Genomic DNA, 15,064 nt, shown 5'->3' on the forward strand with positions numbered 1-15,064 from the left:
AATCCGAACCGAGATCACGTACACATCGCCCTTCATACCCGTTGCCGGGTCGATCCGCTGAGTGAAGCCGGACACCGTCATCTCCGACACCGTTGGAAGACAGGCGAAGGCTTCGCCCGCGACGCGAAAACAAGAGCCGGTGACCAGCCGGATGAAGTCGCGCCTGCGCTGCGCCTCGCCGCGCTTGCTCATGCGAAGGTTGTGCCCGCGTGCGGGCATCGCCGCGGTGCGGTGTGGCATCTCGTCTATGGTCGGCAGGTCCAGATCGAGCGCAAGCGTGCCGCTGTCGTCACCGAAGTCGAAGGCGACGTGGGTCTCTTTCGCCCAGGCAATGTCTTGGAGTCGATTGGCCAGGATCTCCTCCATCACGTCCTGCATCCCCTCGCGCAGCCTCGCGTTGAGTGTTTCAAGGCGCGCCGATTCGGCCGCGTGCTCGCGGACCCGTCCGCGCCATTCTGAAAGTCGGACCTTGTAGTGCTCCGTATCGAGAGCGTTCGCACGCTCGATGCCGGCCCGCCGGAATAGGAGCCGATCCCAGAACCCGATCTCGCGCGCTATCGGTGCGTGTGGTTCACGCCCCGGCGGGACAGGTGGCGGCAGCGGGACAAACCGCGGGCACGGCGTGGAAAGATGCACACCGAGACAAGCATCAAGGTCGGCATTAATCGCGGCGACGGCCTGTTCGAGCGCCCGATTGATCGCTTCTGGATCGGCTTCGCGCAATCGCCGGACCTTGGCTTGAGAGAGCGGCTCGCGCTGCGCATCGGTGAATTCGACCTTCCCGTCCTCGGAGATGCGCATGTGGAAAAGCGATGTCTCGGCGCTGGCGTCAGCAGGAAGGCCTTCAGACGGCCTACCATGTCCAGCGGGTCGATCAATGCGGCGGCGTACCGATAGCCCAGTACCAGGGGCCCCGAGATTGCTGAATACCCCGCTCCGGCCAACCGTCAGCGACGCGCCGCGCGGTCCCAGCGAAAGGCTTGGGCCACGCAGGCCAAAATTGACCCGAACGCCCGGTGCGAGCCGCACGCGCCTTTGAAACCGGAATGCCATCTATGCTCACCTCTCTCCGTCGTCATCCTTGATCGCTCCCGGCATGGCATCGCGGCGGCGCTGCTGGATTACTTCGCTCACCGCACCTGCGATGATGCCTGCGGGCATTGCGATCAGACCGACGCCGGCGATCGCGGCCACCGCGCCGACCAGGCGCCCCCATGCGGTGAGCGGGACCACGTCGCCGTAGCCGACCGTCGTCAGCGTGGCGATCGACCACCACATCGCCCGCGGAATTGAGCCGAATGCCTCGGGCTGAAGTGCCCCCTCGATCAGGTATAGAAGCGACGACGAAATCAGGACCATGAGGACGGCGAGCGCTACGCTCATACCGAGTTCATAGCCGCGGTTGGCCAGTGCGCGGGCCAGCGTCTGCCAGGCGGCTGTGAACCGCCCCAATCGGGACAACCGCAAGAGCCTAAGGAGGCGGGCGAGGCGCAGCAGGAAGCCCTCGGGTCCGAGAAGTGATGCACCGATGGCGAAAAGCGTCACCAGGTCGAGGATGGACGCGGGTGTGCGCGCGTAGGCCCATCGACTGGCATGGCGCGGATTCTCTACGCTCGACCAGATCCGCAGCACGTATTCCACGAAGAAGACGCAAAACAGCACCATCTCGGCGGCACTGAACATCCAGCCATTCGCGTGTACCAGGCTTTCCTCGGTCTCGAGAATGCCCGTGACAATTGACAGGATGATCAGGCTGATGATCGCCCAGTTCGCCGGCGACAGACCCGGGCTCGAGCGCAACTCCGGATCGAGGGCTTTTGCCACCCGACGCCGGATTCCGGCGGGTTCAGCGGAAATGTTCACCACGATGACAAATGACTTTCAAATTTCAGTGAGGGTAGAGCGCGCACGTATCGTGGCCGGAGGCGACGAAACCTGTCAAGGAGTCTGATCCCTCAATCTCGGCTCTATCTTCCCGATGCCGGTGGTGAGAGCGCTTTACCGAAACGAGATGCGGCCGCTCCGAAGCGACCGCTGTCCTCGTGACCTGCCCCCCGGAAGCTCCCTCGCCGTGATGTAGGGTCTGCCCAACCTGAAGGAGCAGACGAGATGAGGAAAAGCCGTTTCACCGAGGCGCAGATTATCGGGATGATCAAGGAGCAGGAGGCGGGATGCCTACCGCCGAGGTATGCCGGAGGCATGGGCTGAGCCCAGCGGCGTTCTACAAGCTGAAGGCCAGGTATGGCGGGATGGATCTTTTCGGATGCACGGATGCCAAACGCCTGAAGCAGCTTGAGGATGAGAATGCGAAGCTCAAGCGCCTGCTGGCGGATACCATGCTCGACAACGTCGTGCTGAAGGATCTGCTGGGAAAGTCCTGACGACACCGATGCAACGAGCGCTGCGGGCCACGCGGGATCATCCGATCTCACAGCGCCGGGCCTGCGTCCTGGTCGGTGTCGATCCGAAGACCGTGCGGCGTGAGCGCCCGCCCGACAACCCGGAAGTCCGCCAGGAAATGCGCAAGGTCGCCGAAACGCGTCGCCGGTTCGGCTATCGGCGCATCGGGATCATGCTGGAACGCAAGGGCATGGTGATGAATGCAAAGAAGCTATACCGCATCTACCGCGAAGAAGGCTTGGGCGTTCGGCGCAGACGCGGCCGAAAACGGGCGCGTGGCAGCCGGACCCCGATGCCGGTCCCGCTGCGGCCGAACCAGCGATGGTCGCTGGACTTCCGTCGGACAGCTTACGGAGAAGCACCTCGGTGTACATGTGCCGATACACTGGGTGCGTGACTCGGTCGCGACCGAAGCCTGCGAGGAAATGCCTGAAGGCGGACTCATCGCGCCACCTCTCTTGGGACATTCGGGACCGGGCGTAACGGAAAGGCACTATGATCACTCCGTCGGTGTATCGGCAGCACGCGCTCTCGCCACCGTTTTGCCCAAGCCGGCGCGTCGGCGCCCCTCGCTCTTCGACTGAGTTCCGCAGACCGCCGCCCACCGCCGCGAACGACCAACGAATGTTGGACGGTCAAGAACGGTCAGATGGCACTCGATGTGGGTACTCTGCACCCTGTCTTGACAGTCGCCGCCCACCGCTCTGTAGCGCCGCCAGCCGCCGCAAAACCAAGAGGCAGGAGCTCAACACCAGCCGTTCGCAGTAAATGGTGGCGTTGTTGCGCAACTCTCGCCTGAGGCGTGACTGCCCTTTACCCCGCTGACGTTTGCCACGCGGACGATCTCGGCGGTGCCGAGGGCGTTGAAGCGGTTCATCAGTGCGATTCGGATTTGGACCTCGGCGGTCTGGCGATCTGAGTCTCTCGCCATGAAGCGTTCGCCGCAGGATTTCAGGCAGCGCATCCGCGCTTCGATGCGACTGCGGGCGTGGTATTCGGTCCAGTGCTTCCAGAAGGCCCGGCGGTAATGCCGGGTGGCGCGCAGCGTTCGTTGCGGACCTTTGCGGCCGGACAGTCTTCTTTCCACGCGCGCCCGTTTTTGCGGATCGGATTGATCGGCACGGCATCGCGCGCGAGGATGGCAGCGTGGCAGCGGCGCGTGTCATAGGTGCCGTCGGCGGTGACCGTGCCGATCTGCTCGTCCTCCGGGATCTGGCCGAGCAGGTCCGGCAGCATGGGGCTGTCGCAATCACGGCTGGACGTGAATTCCACGGCGCGGATGTTGGATGTGGCCGGGTCCATGGCGAGATGCACCCTGCGCCACTGGCGGCGGCCCTGCACCCCGTGTTTGCGCGCCTGCCATTCGCCGTCGCCGAGGAACTTGATCCCGGTGCTGTCCACGAGAAGGTTCAGCGGGCCATTTGCGCGACGATAAGGCACTTGAAATGCCAGGGTCTTTTGCCTCCGGCACAGGGTAGAAAAGTCCGGCACGGGCCAGTCCAGCCCCGCCAGCTTTAGCAGGCTCGCCACCATCCCGGCGGTCTGTCGCAACGGCAGCTTGAAAAGGATCTTGATCGACATGCAGAACTGGATGGCTGCATCGGAAAAGACCGGCGGACGTCCGGGCCGGCTGTCACGTGGCGCGAGCCAGGTCATGTCCTTGTCGACCCAGATCAGCAAAGACCCCCGCTTGCGCAGCGACGCGTTGTAGCTGGACCAGTTCGTCGTACGGTAGCTGGCGGGAGATGGTTCGTTCACGAACTGCGTCTAACAGCATGGATTCGCAAAGTGAATCCCCGTCGTCAGACTTGTTCAACAACGCTGCTGCGCAGTGGCAATGCGAGTTCTTGTTGAGGCAATCGAAGTCTGTTTATGCTTCTGACATCGAGGCTCGACGACGGGCCCGTCGAAGGGCAGTTTTCCCTACTATCCACGAGAAAAAGCAGGGAAACCATTGATCAATGTAAAATTAGTAATTCCTGAATTACCTGGGTTCCGATCTCTGGCTGCGGCTCGCGCTGCGCTTACTAACAGCGCTATAGATTCCCCAGATCAGCAGGACGAGCGTAATCAGAAGAACGGTCGCGCTGATCGGACGGTGCAGAAATGTCATTGGATCACCCCGCCCGAGCAGCATGGCGCGGCGGAAATGTTCTTCCATCAATGGACCGAGGACGAAGCCCAGCAGCATCGGGGCGGCAGGGAAGGACAGAGATCGGAGCACATATCCCAAGACCCCGAAGAACGCGACCAGAAGCACATCGAACCCGCTGTTGTTGACGCTGTATGTTCCGATGCAAACGAACATCAGGACGGCGGGAAAGAGCCATTGATAGGGGACTGTCAGCAGGCGAACCCAAAGACCGATCAGCGGGATGTTCAGAACCAGAAGAAGCAGGTTCCCGATCCAGAAGCTCATCACCAGACCCCAGAAAAGTGCGGGTTGTTCGGTCATCAGCTGCGGTCCCGGCGCGATCCCGTGGATCATCAGAGCGCCCAGCATCAAGGCCATTGTGGCCGATCCGGGGATACCGAGCGCAAGCGTGGGTATGAACGCGGTCTGGTCGGCGGCATTGTTGGCCGATTCCGGTCCCATGATCCCTTCGATCGCGCCCTTGCCAAAGCGTTCGGGTTCCTTGGCCACTCGGCGTTCCAGTGCATAAGACATAAAGGCGGCAATCGACGGCCCCGTGCCCGGCAAGGTGCCAAAGAATGATCCAACGGCGGACCCGCGCAGCATGGGGAACCACGAGCGGCGCACATCGTCGCGTGTTGGTTTCATTGCCTTGAAGCTCACCGAAGCCGGGTCCACCCCCTTGGCGCTGATTTTGCCGACGCTCGCGATCACTTCGGAGACACCAAAAAGTCCAAGCGCGAGGGCAACCAGCGCGATCCCATCGGCAAGTTCGACCAATCCAAACGTGAAGCGCCGCGCTCCCGAATAGATATCGGACCCCACCAAACCGAACAGCACGCCCAGGCAAACCATGATCAGACCCTTGATCATGGCCCCGCTGGTCATTCCAGATGCCGCGATCAGGCCGAGAAGCATCAGCGCGAAATATTCGGTGGATGAGAATTGCAACGCCATCTGGCTGATCGTGCCGGAAAAACCCATTAGCAGGATGATTCCGACCGAGCCGCCGAAGAAGGATGCAAGCGTGGTCATCAGCAGCGCCACACCCGCGCGGCCCTGCTGCGCCATCGGATAGCCGTCCAGTGCAGTGATGGCGCTGGACGGGGTGCCGGGCACGTTCAGAAGGATTGAAGCCGTGCTGCCGCCATACGTCGTGCCATACCAGATCCCCGCCAGCATGATCAGCGCGGCTGTGGGTTCAAGCTGAAAGGTCAGCGGGAACAGCATGGAAATTGCCGCAAGGACGCCAATCCCCGGGATCACACCCAGAAGCGTGCCCATGAACACGCCGACGAAACACCACATCAGGTTGTTCAGTGACAGGGCTGTTTCCAGCCCGAGCACGATGTTGTCAGCGAAAGTCATGACCAGTTCCATGCGAAAAGGGGGAAGGACATTCCAAGGCCGAACTTGAAGATGATCGTCGCAAGGGCTGCCAGGAAAAGCGCCAGTACTCCGATGCCCAGCGGCGTGTTTTTCCCATCGGACAAGGCGGAAATGCCCACCACTGCCAGCACAGCCGGGATAAGGCCCAGCGGGCGTAGCAGCAGCGCGAAGGCCACCACCCCGACCACAGAAAGAAAGGCCGTGCGCAACTCGAACTGGACAGTCGGCCAGTCGCGCCCGGTTTCTGCACGCAGACTGCGCCAGCTATTGATCGCCAGCACCAGCCCAAGAAGCGCCAGGATTGACCCCGAGCCCATGGGGAACATGCCTGGCCCCATGCGGCGCAGAGACCCCATCGGGTAGTTGGCATAGGCGTAAACGGCGATGACAATCCCGGCACCGCAAACCAGCAATCCGGCAATCATGTCGGCACGCGCGTTCTGGTCCATTTCTCTCCCCTTCGCCCGAGGTCATGCGGGCCATGGCATTGCAACCACGGCCCGCACGGTATCTTGCGCCTTAGCGCAGGCCGGCCGAGCTGACCACTTCGGCCCAGGCGGCGACTTCCTCAGCCAAAAAGGCGCTGAATTCTTCGGCCGTGCCGCCCAGGACGACGCTGCCCTGCGCTTCCAGCGCCGCGCGCAGGTCGGCATCGGCAAGCGCCTCGTTGATCGCGGCATTCAGTGCCGCGACCGCATCTTCGGGCATGCCAGCCGGGCCGACAACGGCTTTCCAGTCCTCGGCCTGGTAGCCTTCGAACCCGAGCGAAGCGACGGTCGGTACATCGGGAACCAGCGGGTGCGGTTGCGCCGACGTTACGGCCAGCAGGCGCACATTGCCTGCCTCGACATGCTGCATGACGCTGGGCAGGGAGCCGACATAGATATCGACCACGCCGCCCATCACATCGGAAATCGCCTGTGCTATGCCGGTATAGGGCACATGTTCGAATTCCAGATCGCCCTGCACCATCAAGCGTTCGATTGCCATATGCGACACCGTGCCATTGCCGGGCGTGCCATACAGGATCGACCCGGGTTCTGCGCGCACGGCGTCCAGAACAGCGGCGAAATCCGCATGCGGGCTGTCGCTATTCGTGATGATCCCCATAGGCTGGGTATTGACCAGAGCGATGGGCGTGAAGTCTGTCAGCGGATCGAACTGCACTTCGGGGTTCATCGCTGGGTTGACCGCCAGGTTCGAGGTCTGTGCCATCCCGATGGTCAAACCGTCGGCCTCTGCGCGCGACAATTGGTCCATGCCGATCGTGCCCCCGGCGCCGGGCTGATTCAGAATGACAAAATTCCAGCCGGTCTGGCGCGCGATCTGATCATTGAGCTGCCGCGCCAGCACATCGGTGCCACCGCCGGGCGGAAAGGGCACGACATACTCGATGTTGCCGCCGGGATAGGACTGCGCAAATGCACTGCCCCCCACGGCGATGAACGCGGCACCTGCCAGCGCGATAAGATTATGTTTCATGGTTTCTCCTCCTATGGTGATGGATGGGGTCTTTGTTCATGCGGCCGGAAGCGCGCAGCCAAGGCGGCGCAAGGTGTCATCGATCCAGCTGCGGTCGTTTGTGCGCGCAGTGATTTGCGCCATGAGCTTGTTCTCGGCCTGCTGCTTGGCCTCGGTCTTCTCCAGAACCTCTTCGGCCACCTCATGGGGTACGGACAAAACGCCGTCACCATCACCGATGACCAGATCGCCGGGTTCAATGACCATACCATCCAGCGCGATGGGCACGTTGATTTCGCCAGGGCCGTCTTTGTAGGGCCCGCGATGGGTGACGCCCGCGGCCCAGAGCGGCAGGTTGGCTTCTGCAATCGCATCTGCATCGCGGATCGCGCCATTGATGACAAAGCCTGCAACGCCGCGGTTGATGGCATGTGCCAGCATCAATTCGCCCATCAGCGAATTGGTCAGATCGCCGCCAGCGTCGACGACGATCACATCGCCGGGCTCTGCCATGTCGATGGCCTTGTGCAGCATCAGATTGTCGCCCGGACGCGCCTTGACCGTCACGGCGGGCCCCGCCATGCCACCGCTGCGGTGCATCCGCGTCAGGCGCGGTCCGGCCCCCGTCATCCGTTGCATGGCATCGCTGACATTGGCCACAGGCAGCGTGGAAAACCTGGCCACCAGATCGGCGGAAATCGCGCGTTTGCGATTGAGAATTCGAAAACCGATGGACATGTTATGCTCCTGTCGTCGGGGTTATTTCGGCCAGCATGTGCCGGTTCATGATGCGATGCTCGGGGACATGGCGTCCTTCGAGCATGTCGATAATGCCACGCAAGGCCTCCAGGCCGACGCGGGCGTTGGCTTCACGTGTCACGCCGCCGATATGCGGCGTGACAAGAATGCGGACATCGGTCAGGAACGGATGATCTGCGGGTGGGGGCTCGACTGAAAAGGTGTCCAACCCCGCCCCTGCCAGATGGCCCGACTGGATCGCTGCAAGCAATGCGGCTTCGTCGATAAGGCCGCCACGCGCGGTGTTGATGACGTAGGACTGCGCCGGCATCTGCGCGATGCTCGCGGCATTGACTACGGCGCGCGTCGCGTCATTCAACGGGCAATGCAGGCTCAGGATATCCGAAGTACTGAAGAGGTCCGTCAATTCCGTGCAGCGTTCGATACCCGCGCGCACAAACGCGGCCTCGGGGGCAAACGGGTCATGGGCTTGCACCCGGAGCCCGAACCCACGCGCCATTTGCGCTGTGGCCTGCGCGATTGCCCCCATGCCGAGTAGACCCAACCGCAAACCGGCCAGTTCGCGGCCTGAAAACCCGGGCTTCTCCCAACGCCCCGCACGCAAGCCTGCATCCAGCGGCATCAGCCGTTTCACAGTTGCCAGCATCAGCGCAACCGCATGTTCGGCCACAGATACGGCATTCGCCCCCGTTGCAGCCAAGACAGGGATTCCGCGAGCGGCAGCGGCTGTCATGTCGATATTGTCTACCCCCACGCCATGCTTGGAAATCACGCGCAGTTGGGGGGCCGCATCCATCACTACCGCATCCAGTCGTCCCATACGCGAGACGATGGCCACAGCGCCGCTGTCGCGCAGCGCGCTCTGCAACTGGTCGGCGGTGGCATACGGCGGCGCATAGTGCAGCGAGTATCCCGATGCCGCCGCCATTTTTGCGGCGTCGGGGTGCAGGTCCGGTCCGGTGACCAGTATGGCTTTCGACATGGTTTCCCCCGGTGCGGGCGCACTGCCCGGCGGTTTTTGAGCTAACGATTGTTTGGCCATGTCCCCCTCTCCCAAGGGGCTGGCATTCTCCTGCTGCTCTCCATACTGCAAAGTTTCGCTTTACGAAAACGCCAAATTTGATATATTAAGGTTAGAAAAACTGGATTAACATGGATACGAGGCAGCTCCGGACCCTATTGGCCATCGTCCAGCATGGCAGCTTCGCCAAAGCGGCTGAGGTGGTCCACATCACACCATCGGCGGTCAGCCAGCAGGTGCAGGCTCTGGAGCAGGATCTTGGGGTGGCGCTATTCGAGCGCAGCCGCCGCCCACCCTCACTGACGCCTCAGGGCTTGCATGTGGTTGACATGGCGCAGAAAATTTTGCGTATGGTCGCCGAAACACGGACAACCATGTCCGGCAACCAAGTGGGCGGTACGCTTTTGCTTGGGTCAGTGCGCACCAGTGCGTTGGGGGTCTTGCCGCGCGCGATAATGAAAATGCGCGCGGAGTATCCGCAACTCAAGATGAATCTGCGTGTTGGCAATTCGTCCAGCTTGATCGCCGAAGTCGCCGCCGGACGCCTCGATGCCGCTGTTGTCGCAGAGAACATGAGCATCCCCCAACTTATCCGCTGGAGTCCTTTCCTGCGTGAACCGCTGTGGGTCGTCGCCCCGAAGCATCTGGCGTCTGACGATCCTGTGGGAATGCTCAGAGATCTGCCCTACGTCCGTTTTCAAAGCCCAGTGCCTCTGGCCGGGCTGATCAACACCGAGCTGGCCAGATTGCAAGTCGCCACTCAGGACATCGCCGAGATGGATTCTATCGCGTCTATAATAAATTGCGTGGCCGAGGGGATGGGCATATCTATTGTACCCGACATTGCCCTGCGCGAGCCGGAAGCAGAGGCGCTGCTCCACCTTCCGTTCGGTCAGCCGCAGGTCTATCGACAGATTGGATTGATCGAGAGAATAAACTCCACCCGGGCCGCGGTCATTGACCATTTCCACAGCGTTCTGGCCGAGACCTGCGGCGAGCACGGCGTCGTGCGTGACGCAGTGAGCACGCCTCAGCTTTGAACAGACCTGCCCCAAAACTTTCCGGTCGCTACTGCCCTGCCGCGAGTCTGACCGTCGGCCAGTTGACAGGCAACAAATATCTCACCCGAGCTTCACGGACCGGACTGTCGTGGCCGCTGCCGGAAGGGCTGGTCGATGCCACGCTTGAGCGCCGGCTGTTCGCCTCAGTGGGCGGCAAGAGACCCCGTGGGCTCGCGCCGCCGGAATTGGCAGGCGGTGCATTGCGTCCTCCGCCGGAAGGGCGTTGCGCTCTACCCACCGGTTCGCGGACTGACCGACCGCGATGATGCCGACTCGCCAGCCGACTCGCCAAAGTAAGCATTCATAAGGTTTCGGTCGCCTGCTTTTTCTTGTGGACAATTGGGATTCGTTTCCGTCGGATGCCAAACAGCCAATATGGCCTTGCGGCATTGTGCCAAGGGAGATCTCACGGGGGAAGATCGGCCGGTCTGCGTGTCGACGTATTCTTCGGAACCCGGGTGTCGGGCGTGAGAGCTCGAAAATCCAACAGGATAGGTTATTTTGCTCATGGTGATGATATTTCGCGCGCAGGGGTTGCGCCTCGTCATCTTCGGCGATGACCTCGAACCAGCCCACTTCATGTTTTCGGTGATAGGCATGCCAGGATCGAACTCTCCGGTGGGAGAGATGCGCCCGAGTTGGTCCGGGCGGTGGACATGAAGCGAAACGAGCTGCGCCGCGCGATGCCAGTCGTTGTCGAGTACAGGCAAGTGTTTCTTGCACAATGGAACGAGATGCATGGTTGAGCTTGCAGATACCGATATCAGGTGCCGCACTGAGGCGGGGTCAGGAGGCGCAGGCGAACGAGCCGCGCGCAATCGCGGCACGGTACGACAGTGCGTTGAATCGCGTGGTTGTCGATCTTGCGAATGGCTGCACGTTAGCATTCCCTCCCGCGCTGGCTGAAGGCCTCGAGGCAGCTTCACCGGAACAGCTTTCGTCCGTCGAGATCATTGGCTGCGGCTATGGCCTGCATTGGGAGGAACTGAATGTTGACCTTTCCATGCCCGGGCTGATGGCGGGAATATTCGGCACCAGGGCCTGGATGGCTCGGCAGGGCGGGCGATCCACCGCCGCGGCTAAAGCTGCTGCATCGCGCGCCAATGGTGCCAAGGGCAGGTGTCCCAGGAAAACATCCTGACAGTAAGTCGTGGCCACCGGCCAAACCATTCAACACGAACGGCAAGGGGCTGGCTCAGCGGCCTCTTTCCGGAATTAGACCAGCTATAGCAGATGCCCTTGAAGGAGATCCCGTCGCTCTTGAGAGATACAGAGCTTGACCAGCTTTGTGCTTGTGGCGACGGTGCCCCGAGGCAAACGGAGTTTCTATTGTCCTACAGAGTTTCTCATGTCGTCTTCGATAAAATCAGACCTATCCGGTGAATTGCCTATGAACTGACGGTGGCGCAGAGAATTGCGGAAGGTGACAGATCAGAACCTCACGGCCCGCGTCCAAAATCCTTCACCGCAGCTACCCATCGTGCAGGCTTGGGGCTTGGCCAAGCCGGCGTGCAGGCGCGCGTCAAGACCCGAAAGGATCGAAGCGCCCAGCGACAACGAACTTGTTCAGCCAATGGCATCGCCCCGCCTCAATCCCGCTCGGACCAAGCGGGCAAAAAAAGAAAAACGACCAGAGAAAACATGACCGAAACCCGCACTCTCCGCCGCACGCCTTCGGTCGGCTCCCCCTGGAAAGCACTCGGCGATCTGAAGCGCGATTTTCAGAGCATCGACCTGGGCAAGGTCTTCCTGCGTCGGGAAGAGAAAGCCATTAAGGGCGGCGAGGCATCATGATCGAATGGCTCGCTATCGGGGCCGTGGCTGCCCTTGGGGGTCTTTTCGGCTCAGGGGGCACGTCATCGTCCCGCCAAAGAGGCTCATCGGGGTCGTTCGATCAGGACCGGTGGCAGCGTGAGCGGGCAGCGAAGAAGGCCGAGTGGCGCTCCAGATGGGAGCACGGCATCGACCGGGCGCTCTGGATTCCCCAGAGCGCCGCGCATCGCATCATCGCGGCCCATCCTCCGCCGGGCTCCGAGGACGACCTCTTGGGCTCGACCAAAGGTCTCGCAAAGCGCGAGCTTCTCGCGGAGTTCGCGTCGCACAACCAGAGCCACCTGGCCCAACAGAAAATCAAGCTCAAGGCCTTCTTCGACTCGGTCGAGGCCTCGCCACTTACCGACGAGCAGGCTGATGCCTGCATTTGCATGGACGATGCGGTTCAGATCGTCGCGGCAGCCGGATCAGGCAAAACGTCGACCATGGTCGCCAAGACGGGTTACGTCCTGCACGAGAAGCTCGCCGCTCCTGACGAGATCCTGCTGCTGGCTTTCAACACGAAGGCCGCCAACGAGCTGCAAGAGCGCGTTCGCACGCGCCTCGCGGGCTTCCAGGGCGCCGAACGCGTCACGGTGCGCACGTTCCACGCCTTCGGCAAATCGGTGCTCGCCGAGGTCAATGGTTTGACGCCGGCGGTTGCAAGGTGGGTCGGGTCCCCCGCCCAGGAAAAGGAGATGATCGTAACGATCGTGGACGATCTGCGCTCGCGCGATCCGTCATTCGGCGTCGACTGGGACATGTTCCGCGCCGTTTACGGCCGCGCCGCCGGGCGGATCGAAGACATTGTCGAGCCGCGCAAGAATGGCCTGGGAGATATTCGCACGGCGGGCGGCGAGTTCGTGAAGAGCGAGGAGGAGCGCCTGATCTCGGATTGGCTGTTCTTCCATGGCGTGCGATACGAATACGAACGCGACTACGAGCATGACACCCGAACGAAAGTGCATCAGCAGTACCGGCCCGACTTTTTCTATCCGGACGCGAACCTCTATCATGAGCACTTCGCGCTAAATCGCGAGGGGAGGCCGCCGCGGCATTTCACGGGCGATTATCTCGCCGGTGTCGCCTGGAAGCGGGCATGCCACGCCGAGCACAATACCGACCTCTTCGAAACGACATCCCACAGCCTGCGCCGGGGGAGCGGATTCGACGATCTCGCGAGCGCTCTGCGAGCCCGCGGAGTCCACCCAATCTTCGACGCCGCAAGGCCGACGCAGGGACGGCGACCGCTCGAGACGTCCGAACTGGCTGGGCTTATGCGAGCCTTCCAGCAGCATGCCAAGGGCGGCAATCTGTCTGTCAGGACCCTGTTGCGACAGATCGAGGCCGACGATAGCAGCACGGACGCTGCGCGATCGCTCCGTTTCCTGGCGCTCTATGAAAGGATTGCCGCAGAGTGGGAACGTCGCCTCGATGACGCTGGGTGCATCGATTTCGACGACATGCTCATCCAGGCCGCCAGCCTGATTGAGGAGGGGCGGTTCGACAGTCGCTACACCATCATTTTCGCAGACGAGTTCCAGGACAGTTCCCGGGCGCGTGTGAGACTGCTGAAAGCGTTACTGGATCGAACGCAGCATCGCGGACACCTTTGCGTCGTTGGCGATGATTGGCAGAGCATCAACCGTTTCGCCGGCGCAGATTTGTCCGTGATGACCGAATTCGCACAGACCTTTCCGCATTGCTCCCAACTCAAGCTGACGACGACGTTTCGCTGCCCGGAAGCTCTATGCAAAGCCTCAAGCGCCTTCATCTCCGCGAATCCGCGTCAGCTTGAGAAGGTCGTGCAGACGACAAATCAACGTCAGGAGATCGCCATGGCGGCGTTTGCCTGCGAAACCTCCGAGGATGCGATCGATCGGGTTCACAGGCACCTGTGTCGACTCCACGATCATGCGGAAAGCGGATCGCTCGGCTATCCCGCAGAGCAACGGGTGTCGGTCCTGCTCCTCGGACGCTACAATCATGATCGGCCGAAGCAATTCAACGATTGGCAGGACCGCCTCAAGGGGCGGCTCGATCTCACCTATCGCACCATTCACTCCGCCAAGGGGCTGGAGGCAGATTACGTGATGATACTCAACATGGTCGAGGGCGACTTCGGTTTTCCGAGCCAGATCGCCGATGATCCGGTCCTGCTTCTCGCCATGCCCGAAGCTGAAGACTATCCGATGGCGGAGGAACGGCGCGTGTTCTACGTGGCACTGACGCGAGCAAGGCGTCAGGTGCGGATCTACACCAAGGCGTCGTCGCCCTCGCGCTTCCTCGTGGAGTTGGCGAAAGCCGAGCTTCTCGACATCCACATCGATGGCGCCGGCAAGCTGATGCCATGTCCGAGATGTCAGGGAGGCATCCTGACGGAACGATCCGGCCGCTATGGCCCCTTCGAGGGATGCGGTTCCTGCGACTTCACTCGGAACCTGATGGGAGGCGACGTGCGCCGCCCCAGCAATCGGGTGCATCTTGAAACTCCCATGCCGCCAGGGGAGTTATGCCCAACGTGCGGCAGCGGCCGGATGAAGGAAAGGTCAAAGGCCCGACAGAAACCATTTGTCGGATGCTCGGGTTATCCTGACTGCAAGACAACTGCGCCGCTGCTCCGGCCGTCCCGCTGACGTGCGGCACCCGGTCCTCGGCAGACGTTGAGGCTCGCTCGCGCCCTGGGTAGCAGCCCGTCGGGTCGGACCTCCCCGGCAAACCCTTCCCTTCCGTACCGCCGGGCGCGTACTGCGTCAGGCCGCAGGTTTCCGCGCGATCAGCGTGACGAAGGGCAGAAAGCCATAGAGCGTCCCGGCCTCGGCGCGGCGGAGGTACTCATTTTCCAGCGCCTCGGCGAGCGGTCGGCCGATCACGCCCTCCTCGACCAGGCGTGCACCCGACATCCGTACCCAGACAAGGTTGCCCATGCCTTCGGTCACGACACGGTTGGCGGTGCCGAACTGCTCGACGACCAGTCCGGCGCGCGCGGCCAGCGGCTTGAGCTTGCCCGTCAGCCAGGCATCGGTG

The 15,064-nt window shown here is 61.9% G+C and carries 12 protein-coding genes and 2 pseudogenes; 5 read left to right on the forward strand and 9 right to left on the reverse strand.

The genetic code is table 11. The annotated features are described in order from the left end of the window. Together IM708_RS18205 and IM708_RS18210 are read right to left on the reverse strand one after the other, a co-directional pair. Positions 1-801 (reverse strand): hypothetical protein (locus IM708_RS18205; protein ID WP_245243300.1); only part of this gene is annotated, 801 nt, incomplete at its 3' end. A gap of 258 nt (positions 802-1,059) precedes the next feature. Then, a complete protein-coding gene (locus tag IM708_RS18210) occupies positions 1,060-1,824 on the reverse strand; it encodes a potassium channel family protein (RefSeq protein ID WP_209428001.1) in 765 nt (254 codons plus the stop codon). 285 nt (positions 1,825-2,109) lie between these two features. Here IM708_RS18210 and IM708_RS18215 point away from each other — a divergent pair. Beyond that, positions 2,110-2,767: pseudogene (locus tag IM708_RS18215) on the forward strand (transposase); the annotation flags it as partial. A 462-nt stretch (positions 2,768-3,229) separates the two neighbouring features. On the opposite strand, the pseudogene IM708_RS18220 reads toward IM708_RS18215, so the two are convergent. From IM708_RS18220 to IM708_RS18245, 6 genes and pseudogenes are all read right to left on the reverse strand, one after another. Next, a pseudogene (locus tag IM708_RS18220) lies at positions 3,230-4,158 on the reverse strand (IS5 family transposase); the annotation flags it as partial. Positions 4,159-4,384: 226 nt separating this feature from the next. Beyond that, complete coding sequence (locus tag IM708_RS18225) at positions 4,385-5,902, reverse strand: tripartite tricarboxylate transporter permease (RefSeq protein WP_209428002.1); 1,518 nt, start codon at positions 5,900-5,902, stop codon at positions 4,385-4,387. Further along, complete coding sequence (locus tag IM708_RS18230) at positions 5,899-6,372, reverse strand: tripartite tricarboxylate transporter TctB family protein (protein ID WP_209428003.1); 474 nt, start codon at positions 6,370-6,372, stop codon at positions 5,899-5,901. Before IM708_RS18230 ends, IM708_RS18225 begins: the two co-directional genes overlap by 4 nt. Positions 6,373-6,442: 70 nt before the next feature. Further along, entirely contained in the window at positions 6,443-7,405 is a 963-nt protein-coding gene (locus IM708_RS18235) for a tripartite tricarboxylate transporter substrate binding protein (RefSeq protein WP_209428004.1), read from the reverse strand. Positions 7,406-7,441: 36 nt separating this feature from the next. Then, positions 7,442-8,122 (reverse strand): RraA family protein, encoded by a 681-nt coding sequence (locus IM708_RS18240; protein ID WP_209428005.1) that lies wholly within the window; start codon positions 8,120-8,122, stop codon positions 7,442-7,444. 1 nt (position 8,123) lies between these two features. Further along, on the reverse strand, positions 8,124-9,185 hold the full coding sequence (locus tag IM708_RS18245; RefSeq protein ID WP_245243301.1) for a hydroxyacid dehydrogenase: 1,062 nt from the start codon (positions 9,183-9,185) through the stop codon (positions 8,124-8,126). A gap of 110 nt (positions 9,186-9,295) precedes the next feature. On the opposite strand from IM708_RS18245, the gene IM708_RS18250 reads away from it, so the two are divergent. The 4 genes from IM708_RS18250 (at position 9,296) to IM708_RS18265 (ending at position 14,673) form a co-directional block, all read left to right on the forward strand. Next, positions 9,296-10,204, forward strand: a complete 909-nt coding sequence (locus IM708_RS18250) for a LysR family transcriptional regulator (protein WP_209428006.1) — start codon at positions 9,296-9,298, stop codon at positions 10,202-10,204. 763 nt (positions 10,205-10,967) lie between these two features. Continuing rightward, positions 10,968-11,366 (forward strand): DUF2442 domain-containing protein, encoded by a 399-nt coding sequence (locus tag IM708_RS18255; RefSeq protein WP_245243303.1) that lies wholly within the window; start codon positions 10,968-10,970, stop codon positions 11,364-11,366. Positions 11,367-11,866: 500 nt separating this feature from the next. Beyond that, positions 11,867-12,019 carry a hypothetical protein gene (locus tag IM708_RS18260; RefSeq protein ID WP_209428008.1) on the forward strand — a complete coding sequence of 51 codons (153 nt, stop codon included), beginning with the start codon at positions 11,867-11,869 and terminating at the stop codon, positions 12,017-12,019. Then, positions 12,016-14,673, forward strand: coding sequence for a UvrD-helicase domain-containing protein (locus tag IM708_RS18265; protein ID WP_209428009.1), 2,658 nt, complete (start codon positions 12,016-12,018; stop codon positions 14,671-14,673). Before IM708_RS18260 ends, IM708_RS18265 begins: the two co-directional genes overlap by 4 nt. Before the next feature lie 117 nt (positions 14,674-14,790). Here IM708_RS18265 and IM708_RS18270 read toward each other — a convergent pair. Next, a partial coding sequence (locus IM708_RS18270) for a hypothetical protein (RefSeq protein ID WP_209428010.1) occupies positions 14,791-15,064 on the reverse strand: 274 nt, incomplete at its 5' end.

This window comes from Pararhodobacter sp. SW119, from assembly GCF_017811755.1.
Lineage (GTDB): Bacteria > Pseudomonadota > Alphaproteobacteria > Rhodobacterales > Rhodobacteraceae > Pararhodobacter.

Excerpts from the sequence above, each read along its gene's own strand:
- IM708_RS18250 (WP_209428006.1), top strand. The coding sequence starts at position 9,296 with ATGGATACGAGGCAGCTCCGGACCCTATTGGCCATCGTCCAGCATGGC.
- IM708_RS18235 (WP_209428004.1), bottom strand. The coding sequence starts at position 7,405 with ATGAAACATAATCTTATCGCGCTGGCAGGTGCCGCGTTCATCGCCGTG.
- IM708_RS18225 (WP_209428002.1), bottom strand. The coding sequence starts at position 5,902 with ATGACTTTCGCTGACAACATCGTGCTCGGGCTGGAAACAGCCCTGTCA.
- IM708_RS18260 (WP_209428008.1), top strand. The coding sequence starts at position 11,867 with ATGACCGAAACCCGCACTCTCCGCCGCACGCCTTCGGTCGGCTCCCCC.
- IM708_RS18240 (WP_209428005.1), bottom strand. The coding sequence starts at position 8,122 with ATGTCCATCGGTTTTCGAATTCTCAATCGCAAACGCGCGATTTCCGCC.
- IM708_RS18245 (WP_245243301.1), bottom strand. The coding sequence starts at position 9,185 with ATGGCCAAACAATCGTTAGCTCAAAAACCGCCGGGCAGTGCGCCCGCA.
- IM708_RS18230 (WP_209428003.1), bottom strand. The coding sequence starts at position 6,372 with ATGGACCAGAACGCGCGTGCCGACATGATTGCCGGATTGCTGGTTTGC.
- IM708_RS18265 (WP_209428009.1), top strand. The coding sequence starts at position 12,016 with ATGATCGAATGGCTCGCTATCGGGGCCGTGGCTGCCCTTGGGGGTCTT.